This is a genomic window from Paracoccus marcusii (genome assembly GCF_006151785.1).
Lineage (GTDB): Bacteria > Pseudomonadota > Alphaproteobacteria > Rhodobacterales > Rhodobacteraceae > Paracoccus > Paracoccus marcusii.
The window spans coordinates 1-8,791 of record NZ_VDDD01000133.1; the positions used below are offsets into that span (position 1 = coordinate 1).

General features: G+C 63.8%; 8 protein-coding genes and 2 pseudogenes. 4 read left to right on the top strand and 6 right to left on the bottom strand.

Features of this window, described 5'->3' with window-relative positions; genetic code table 11:
- The 4 genes and pseudogenes from FHD68_RS15820 to FHD68_RS15830 all read right to left on the bottom strand — a co-directional run.
- A pseudogene (locus FHD68_RS15820) lies at positions 1-118 on the bottom strand (IS3 family transposase); the annotation flags it as partial.
- Positions 119-205: 87 nt separating this feature from the next.
- Positions 206-357 (bottom strand): annotated as a pseudogene (locus FHD68_RS15825) (IS5/IS1182 family transposase); the annotation flags it as partial.
- A gap of 681 nt (positions 358-1,038) precedes the next feature.
- Positions 1,039-1,209, bottom strand: coding sequence for a hypothetical protein (locus FHD68_RS19100; protein ID WP_157001307.1), 171 nt, complete (start codon positions 1,207-1,209; stop codon positions 1,039-1,041).
- Positions 1,210-1,379: 170 nt separating this feature from the next.
- Positions 1,380-1,628: a hypothetical protein gene (locus FHD68_RS15830; protein ID WP_045981067.1), complete on the bottom strand. Its 249-nt coding sequence runs from the start codon at positions 1,626-1,628 to the stop codon at positions 1,380-1,382.
- 273 nt (positions 1,629-1,901) lie between these two features.
- On the opposite strand from FHD68_RS15830, the gene FHD68_RS19415 reads away from it, so the two are divergent.
- Positions 1,902-4,679, top strand: a complete 2,778-nt coding sequence (locus FHD68_RS19415) for a hypothetical protein (protein WP_208863792.1) — start codon at positions 1,902-1,904, stop codon at positions 4,677-4,679.
- Positions 4,680-4,760: 81 nt separating this feature from the next.
- Here FHD68_RS19415 and FHD68_RS15840 read toward each other — a convergent pair whose 3' ends face one another.
- Positions 4,761-5,549, bottom strand: coding sequence for a Hint domain-containing protein (locus FHD68_RS15840; RefSeq protein ID WP_127897842.1), 789 nt, complete (start codon positions 5,547-5,549; stop codon positions 4,761-4,763).
- A gap of 341 nt (positions 5,550-5,890) precedes the next feature.
- On the opposite strand from FHD68_RS15840, the gene FHD68_RS19105 reads away from it, so the two are divergent.
- Positions 5,891-6,067, top strand: coding sequence for a hypothetical protein (locus tag FHD68_RS19105; protein ID WP_157001305.1), 177 nt, complete (start codon positions 5,891-5,893; stop codon positions 6,065-6,067).
- 136 nt (positions 6,068-6,203) lie between these two features.
- Here FHD68_RS19105 and gltX read toward each other — a convergent pair whose 3' ends face one another.
- Positions 6,204-7,526, bottom strand: coding sequence for a glutamate--tRNA ligase (gene gltX, locus FHD68_RS15845; RefSeq protein ID WP_127897841.1), 1,323 nt, complete (start codon positions 7,524-7,526; stop codon positions 6,204-6,206).
- Between the two features lie 80 nt (positions 7,527-7,606).
- Between gltX and FHD68_RS15850 the strand changes: the two genes are divergently transcribed.
- Together FHD68_RS15850 and FHD68_RS15855 are read left to right on the top strand one after the other, a co-directional pair.
- Positions 7,607-8,014 (top strand): metallopeptidase family protein, encoded by a 408-nt coding sequence (locus FHD68_RS15850; protein ID WP_045981063.1) that lies wholly within the window; start codon positions 7,607-7,609, stop codon positions 8,012-8,014.
- A gap of 1 nt (position 8,015) precedes the next feature.
- Positions 8,016-8,791 (top strand): 1-phosphofructokinase family hexose kinase (locus FHD68_RS15855; RefSeq protein ID WP_139086195.1); only part of this gene is annotated, 776 nt, incomplete at its 3' end.

The window sequence follows — 8,791 nt, forward strand, 5'->3', positions numbered from 1 at the left end:
ACTGCGTCACGCTGATCGACCGCACGGCTTCGGCCACCGACTGGCCTTGCGACACCAACACGTCGACCTGCCGGAGCTTGGCGACGATCTCCTCCGGCTTGTGCTTCTTCTGGGGCATTCCTGCATCCTCCAAATGGCTCAAAAGCCATACCTTAGGGAGGACCACTTTTCAGGGGGCAGACCAGACGGTATCGCCGTAGACCTATTGGCGGTCACACTTGCCTGATGGCGCGGCATCCCGGTTCACCTCGGGGTCGAACCAGATCGTAGCGAACTACGGCGCTTGGGCGCTTCATTGCAGGCCGGCCAGTTCCTGGTCCTGTAAATTGGGGGTGTCGGGTTGCTTGTGTAACCCAGTTACCAAGGTGGGTTCATAAGATAAATCCTTCGCAGAATTTGTGTAGCAGAGTCGGCGGAAGCACCACATTTCACCGCGGCTCAAGATACAATAAATAAAACAGAAATTTTTACTATGCAGTATACGCGCGAAAGCAAAGCCTGATTTCCAATCCACAGCGACAAGGAGGAAACTTAAGCCTTACAATCGACACAGCGCCACACATTACCATCAAGGCGAGGAATCCCTTAAATAGCACGCACCAACATAATCTATGACAAACCATGCATAAATCATTATACTTAAATAGATTAGCAGCGCCAACTTGGATATTAAGCATTGCGTCGTCCAGTTAGCTAATCATGAATTTTAATGTCAAGATACTTAAAAATCACATCGCATCAAGAATAATTATTAATTGTTCAAAAAGAGATAAATGGCTTTAAAAATTTATTGCCAAGCAAAGCCGCGATGATCAGCAATTCTATAAAAATATAGCTAAAGCGGATTTAAAATTTTTACAAATAAATATATAAGTGAGAATCGAAAAATTTATTAATTCACGTTTATTATTTAAAAGCTGCTATTTTCAATCCTATCGCCCGGTGCGTTGCCGTCATACAATTACCCTCCACAAGTTCCCACTGAATGTATTGCGCAGTATATTTCAGCAGGGCTCAATGTACGCTGGCATAGCATGATCAGGGATGCCGAACCTTGGGTAGGGGGATCACGACTATCCGGTCGCGCTGATCTTCCGCCACAAGCGCTGCAACCTTTGCGCGGACCGTGCGATAGGCGCTGTTGTGCTGATAGGACGACAGCGCGTCATCGATCAGGCGCAATTCATCCTCGGTAAACAGTCGGGCCAACGATATCTCTCCAGTTGCTGCGTCAAATCACGTGGCGGGGTGTAAAGGATCGATCATTAACAATTTGCACGGAATGCATTCACCACGCTTCGACGGATGCCGGCAAGTAAGGTATCTGTGACCCTGCGACATCTTGCGCATTAGTCGAAATGGCGCCCCATCTTCCGCCGTTAGGCCGACGGCGTGAAGCGGCGCATTGTCAGTTCGATGACCTCCTCGTCATCGGGAAGCGGGATCGCGCTTTCCAGCATCACCTTTTGCATCTTGCCGTCGATCTCGATCAGGCCTTCGGCATATTGTGCCAGCTGATCCTGCGTCATCTCGGTCGTGGTGCGGATCCGGATGTAATCGCCACCGGTATCGACGATCTCTCCCGACAGTTCGGGGCCGTCTTCCAGGGTCAGTGTTGCATGGGTCATCGTTAACTCCTTGTCGGCCTGCTTATGTGCAGCCCTCATCCGAACGCGCGATGGCGGGAATGGGTCCGCGATCCGCCCGGCAGGTACCGCAACGTTCGCTTGGCCGTGCGGAGGCTGGCGCGACGCGCGACCGTACAGCGCCCGGTCCTCCCCTTGACCGTTGCGGATCCGTTGCCGGCGACTCGGCACAGGCAACGCCCGCATGGTTAAGGAAGTATTACCGCAAAGGCTGTGTAACGAGCCCTGCAAACAGCGCAGATCGGAGACGTCACCATGCCGACCGGAAAGATCGCGGCCCGCCTCGGGGTCATCAACAGCGAAAGCTCCCGCCCATTCGTCAACGCGTTCAAGCAGGCCTGGTCGTGGCAGTCGGACCGGGGCGGCCTGCAATGGGACGCGCTGGTGGCCGCAGGGCACATGACCGCCGGTGGGCGGCTGATCTCGATCCCGCCGAACTCGGGGGGCTTTCGGACCCGCGTCTTCCACAACATGCCGGCCCAGGCCGGCGGGACCGGCCGGTGGCGCCTGCGCTGGCAGGGGACCTGCACGATCGACGTCATCGGCGGCACGAACATCAACCGGTCCCTGCCGAACGAAATCTATTTCGACTTCACCGCGAACGGGTCCAGCTGGGTCGACATCATCGTCCGGACCATTGACCCTGCCGGCGGGCAGATCCGCAACATCCGCCTGAACCACCGGGACGACTGGCCCGACGCCGACCGCGGCGCGATCTTTCGCAGCCAGTATCTGGACACGGTGCGCGGCTTTGGCGCGCTGCGGTTCGACGAATGGGTCGGCATCCTGACCAGCGCGGACCAGGGTGGTCTGCGGATCACCAACTGGGCCAGCCGCGCCCTGCCGACCGACGAGATCTTTCACCGCTTCGTGCCCTACGAGTGGATGGCCGCGCTGTGCAACCAGGTCGGCGCGGACATGTGGCTGTGCCTTCCGACCGCGGCCACCGATGATCATTTCCGCCAGTGTGCCACGCTGATCCGGACGCTGATGCCCGCGCCGCGGCACGTCTATGTCGAATACAGCACCAAGACCTGGGACTTTTCTGGCACGCCCCAGGCGCATTACTGCGCCGAGCAGGGCCGCCTGGCCTTTGGCACCGCCACGGGGTCCGAGTTCCGCAACTGGTACGGCATGCGCGCCACCCAGATGGCGCAGGCCTGGCGCGCGGTCTGGGGCAACGACACCCGGCTGCACACCGTGGTCCAGCACCAGGCCGATTGGGTCGGCGGCGAGGCCGACATCCTGGTCGCCCCGCTGTGGCGGGACCGCAGCGGGACACGCGGGCTGCCGACCTATGTCGCGCCGCATTCGGTGATCGACATGCTGACCGTGCATGCCCAGGTTGACGGCGGCATGGCCTATGGCGCGCGCGTGGCCCAGATCGACGGCTGGCGCACGACCCTGTCGCAAAGCGCGGCATTCGACCGGATGCGCGACCAGATGCTGACGGGCGCGAACTGGGCGGCCGATCGTACCGTCAGGGCGCTGACCCCCAAGTGGCGCCATTACCGCACCGAGGCGACGAAGTATGGTATGGAGCTGGGCGCCTACGAGGTCGGCAACCATCTGAACGGTGTCGGTGGCACTACCGCCACGCGGGCGTTCCTGCATGCGTTCTCGGTCAGTGCGCAGATGGGCGCGGTCTATGCCGCCACCATCGCCGCGCTGCGGACCCAAGGGTTCGACGGGCCGATGGCGATGTCGGTCGAATGCCGGTTGCCGGACGCGAATGTCTGCCACGGCCTGCAGCGCTGGTTGGGCGACCGCAACCCGGCCTGGACCGCGGTCGCGGCGCTGATGGAACCAGTGGTGGTCCCGACGCCCACTCCGACTCCTACTCCGGCACCTACTCCTACTCCGGCACCTACTCCCACTCCGACACCGACACCCACGCCGACTCCTACTCCTACTCCTACGCCGACCCCGGCGCCTACACCCACTCCAACCCCGACGCCGACACCAACGCCAACTCCTACTCCAACGCCAACGCCAACGCCGACCCCGACGCCTAATCCCACCCCGACTCCGACGCCCCAGGAACCGAACATGAGCGATCGCAAGAAACTGACCGACGTCTTGGCGGCCCTGCTGGCCACGACCACGGACCTGCAAGCCTATCTGGCTGCGCAGCCGGCCGTGACGCCCGCACCCGTTCAGCCGGCACCGGTTACGCCCGCACCGGTCACGCCGACGCCTACCCCCGCGCCGACCCCCGCGCCGACTCCAGCACAACCCGCGCCCGTCACCCCGGCTCCTGCGCCGGTCCAGCCTGCACCCGTGCAGCCGGCACCTGTCCAGCCCGCGCCGGTCGCGGCGCTGCTGCCCACGGGCTATCGCGCCGTTCAGGACTTTACCATCGACCGCGCGCTGTCCTTTGACTGGAGCAGCGCGGGGGGCATCAACATCTTCCTGCCGAACTGGGCCGGGGGCGACCGGGGCAACGGCGTGGGCGGCAGCCTGGGCACGCCGGCCCGCGTCACCTACAACACCGACAAGTCCGTCTCGATCAGCGCAGCGATGGAGGGGGGCCAGTGGCGGAACGGTGCGATGCAGCTGAACCGCCCATCCGCCGCCATCGGCAAGTGGGGCGCGGTGGTCACCAGCCACACCAGCAGCGCCGTCAATGCCTTCTTCACCCACGCGGACAACGGCAAGGAGCTTGATTTCGAACTGGTCAAGCGCAACGGTGTGATCGGCTGGGCGCCGGCCGTCCACATGCCCCGCACCGGGGGTGGCCGTGCATCGTCCGACCGCCGCACGCTGGCGCTGGGCGAGTTCAAGCCGGGCGTGCCGCAGCGCCTGGAGTTCGAGCTGTTCGCCGACCGCTGCGTGTTCTCGATCGACGGCAAGGTGTTCGAGACGGTGCGCCATGCCGACATGGCGTCCGGCTTCATCTGGGACCTCACGACGAGAATGGCGACGCTGACGACGATCGAACGTCATGCCGCCTGGGCCGGCTGGACCACCGAGGACTATGCCCGCGAAAGCCGGATGACCATCCACGGCTTTGCCCTGCCCACGATGCCCTGACGGTCAGACGCCAAGGAATGAACCATGCCCCGCCATCGTGCGGGGCATGGTCTATTGCATGGGATGGGTCCGAATCCGGTGTCAGGCCGCCGCAGGCAGGGCGTCCGCCCGCGACAGGCGCGGGGCGACCGGGTTCGCGGCATGGTGATCGACCAGATGCGGAAAGTCCTTGGCCAGCTTCAGATCCTTGGTCAACAGCAGTGTTTCTGCCACCAGCACGGTCCCGGCATCATCGGCCTTGACCGAGAGCCAGCTGTGATCCTCGACCAGGATATGGAAATAGCTGCGGCCGTCGATCAGACCGCGTTTGCTGCTGACCGCGCCGGCCTCGACGTTGAAGCCGTCGACCTGCACGCCATGATTGGCCGAAAGACGAACGCCGGCGACGATGCTGGGACGGTCGCGGAACTGCGTCGGCTGCCATGATCCGACCGACAGGACGCGCTGCGGCCCCTTGGAGGTGGTGACGATGTCGCCGGCCTGGATGGTCTCGACCTTGACCCATGCGTTGTCCGCCAGGATCAGCGTGCCTTCGCAAAAGCACGGACCGCCGATGTTCTGCGGCGGGTTGGATCCGACATCGTCGCCGCCGCGCGTTCCCAGATACAGCAGGGCAAGCGGGATCAGCGCCAGCCAGTAATTGGGCGCATTGCCAACGGCAGCGACGGGCGTGGCGGCGGGGGTGAATTCCACGATTGGCGCCACGTAACCGCCTGCATAGGCCGCAACGGAACTGCCGAAGGCCGCGACACCGACCGTCAGCGCCTGAAGCAGGCGACGGGACGATTTTGCAGAGCCCTGGGAAATGCGGTTGTTACGGCCAAAGCGGTTGCCGTCGGCCGGCGCGGTGCGCTTATCGCTGATACGCATACTGTGCGATCCAATTCACTTGTGACTGATTGTCGCGCAAGATGAACGCCCTCTGCTGCCGATAAAAGCGGCAATTTAAGGCGAGAATTGGGCAGTAACGCAATTCAGGGTTTAGTTAATTGTCATTACAGTGGGTTGAATATTCAGATGCCTGTCCAATTATACAGGTGGTTCCTTTTCGCCGAAACGCCCGCGTTCGGGTGTTTATGCCCAAGCGCCCCACATTCAGCCAAAGCACGATACTGCGCGGCAATTTCCTTCGGAATCAGTCGACATCGCGGTCTTGCTGCGCTGACCGCCCCTGGCCCACGACTGTCCGGTGGTTGTCAGCGCCTTTTCTAATGGCAGGCGCTGATAACGACTGGCAGGCGGAAGGAGTGAAATCAGAACGACAGTGGATGACGCTCAAATTTTCCAATGAACAGCGCGCACTTTTTAGAATGCGCATCAGCCACGACAATACCAAGATGATGATCCGCAATTCACCGACAATTACGGTGCAGGTATCGGCGGCATAATATTTTCGGATTGTATTTAGCGCGCATCGCCTGTCAGGCACTGCGCCCGGCATTGGTGCGGGACGCACCATTCGATGCCGTCAACGCGAACGGGTCCGGCTTTGGCCGGACCCGTTCGGATCGTGGGGTGGATGGGTCAGGGACGCGCCTTGACGACCTGCAGCAGGGGCATGACGTCGGACATGTCCGGGCCATGCGCCTGGCCGGTCACGGCCTTGCGCAGCGGCATGAACAAGCCCTTGCCCTTGCGGCCCGTGGCCTCCTTGACCGCCGCGGTCCATTCGCCCCAGGTCGCGTCTGTGAAGGGGCCCGCAGGCAGCAGGGTCATGGCCTGCGCGATGAAGTCGGCATCCTCGGGGTCGATCTGGGGCTCCGCACCCTCGCTGAAGATCCGCCACCAGTCGCCCAGGTCGTCCAGGCGCGTGATGTTCTGGGACGCCACGCGCCAGAAGCGTTCGGCCTGATCGTCCGGCACGCCCAAGGCCGCGATGCGGTCGGCCACGGCCGCGAAGGGCAGCGCCTGGTTGCGTTCGCGCGTCAGCGGCCACAGATCCTCGGCATCGAACTTAGTGGGCGATGCGCCGAACTGGCCCAGATCGAAAGCCTCTGCCAACTCGTCCAGCGAGGCCAGCGCGACCGGCACGCCCGACCCCAACCGCGCCATCAGCGCGATCAGCGCCTCGGGGGCTACGCCCGCCTCGCGCAGGTCCTTGAGCGACAGGGCGCCGATGCGCTTGGACAGCTCCTCGCCCTTGGCGCCGGTCAGCAGGCTGTGATGGGCAAAGGCCGGGGGCGTGCCGCCGATGGCCTGGATGATCTGGATTTGGGTGGCGGTGTTCGTCACATGGTCCGACCCGCGCACGATATGGGTCACGCCCATGTCGGTGTCGTCCACGCTGCTGGCAAAGGTGTACAGCACCTGGCCGTCGGCCCGGATCAGCACCGGGTCGCTGACGGATGCGGCGTCGATCGAGATGTCGCCCAGGATGCCGTCTGTCCATTCGATCCGGTTCTGATCCAGCAGGAAGCGCCAGTATCCCTCGCGCCCCTCGGCCCGCAGGCGATCCTTGTCGGCCTCCGACAGCGACAGGCCGGTGCGGTCATAGACCGGCGGCTTGCCCATGTTCAAAAGCTTCTTGCGCTTCAGGTCCAACTCGACCGGGGTCTCGAAGACTTCGTAGAGGCGGCCCGAGGCGCGCAGCGCATCGGCCTCGGCCCGATAGCGGTCCATGCGCAGCGACTGCCGCTCGACCCGGTCCCAGTGCAGGCCCAGCCATTCCAGGTCGCGCTGGATGCCGTCGACATATTCCTGCTTGCTGCGTTCCTGGTCGGTATCGTCCAGGCGCAGGATGAACGTGCCGCCGGCCTTGCGGGCGATCAGATAGTTGAACAGCGCGGTGCGCAGGTTGCCGACGTGGATATGGCCGGTGGGCGAGGGCGCGAAACGGGTGATGGTCATGGGGCGTCTCCTGTTGCTGTTGCTCTTTCACAGCCGGGCATTTTTGTCCATATCGGGGGGACCATGCAGGAGGCGCTGGAATGAGTGACTGGAACGGCCGCACGGCCCCCGACGCGGCCGAGATCGAGGCCATGGCCCGGCACGCCATGACCACCCTGCCCCCCGAATTCCGCGAAGCCGCGGCCCAGGTCGCCATCCGCGTCGCCGAATTCGCCCCTGAGGACGTGTTGGACGAGTTGCAGATCGACGATGCGTTCGACCTGACCGGCATCTATGACGGCATCCCCGTGACCGAGAAATCGATCAGCGACCAGCCGGGCGGGCCGGACATCATCTGGCTGTACCGCCGCCCGATCATGGACGAATGGGCGTCGCGTGGCGACGTGACCCTGGGCGATCTGGTCACCCATATCGTCACGCACGAGATGGCGCATCACTTCGGCTGGTCCGACGACGACATCGCCACCATCGACCGCTGGTGGGAATGAGATGAGCGGTCAGGCCCCCATCCTGACCGTCACGCTGAACCCGGCGCTGGACCTGTCGACCGCCGCCGACAGCGTCGTGCCCGACCTCAAGCTGCGCTGCGACAAGCCGGTCGTCGATCCGGGCGGCGGCGGCATCAATGTCAGCCGGGCGATCAAGATCATCGGCGGCCAATCCACCGCGATGGTGGCCCTGGGCGGCGCGACGGGCCAGCGCATGGCCGACATGCTGAAGGCGGCGGGGCTCAAGGTGCTGCGCCTGACCGCGCCGGGCGAAACCCGCCAGTCGCTGGCCGTCACCGACCGCGCGACGGGCGGGCAGTACCGGTTCGTCATGCCCGGCCCCGAATGGCACATGACCCAGCTGGCCAGCACCATCGCCGCCATCGCCGAGGCCGCGCTGGCCGGGGGCTGGGTGGTCGTGTCGGGGTCGAACCCGCCGGGCATCGCGCCGGGGTTCGAACAGATGCTGACCGTCAGGCTCAAGGACGGGCGGGCGCGGCTGCTGGTGGACACCTCGGGGGACGCGCTGCGCGCCCTGGCGGGGTCGTCCATTCCCGTCGACGTGCTGCGCATGGACAGCCACGAGGCCGAGGGCCTGGCGGGACGCCCCCTGCCCCTGCGCAGCGACAGCGCCGAATTCGCGGCGGGGCTGGTGCGCAACGGGGCGGCGAAATCGGTGATCGTGGCGCGTGGCGCGGACGGGTCAGTCATCGCCGGACCCGACGGCGCCTGGCATGCCGCCGCGGCGCCGGTGCGCGTGGTCAGCGCCGTGGGCGC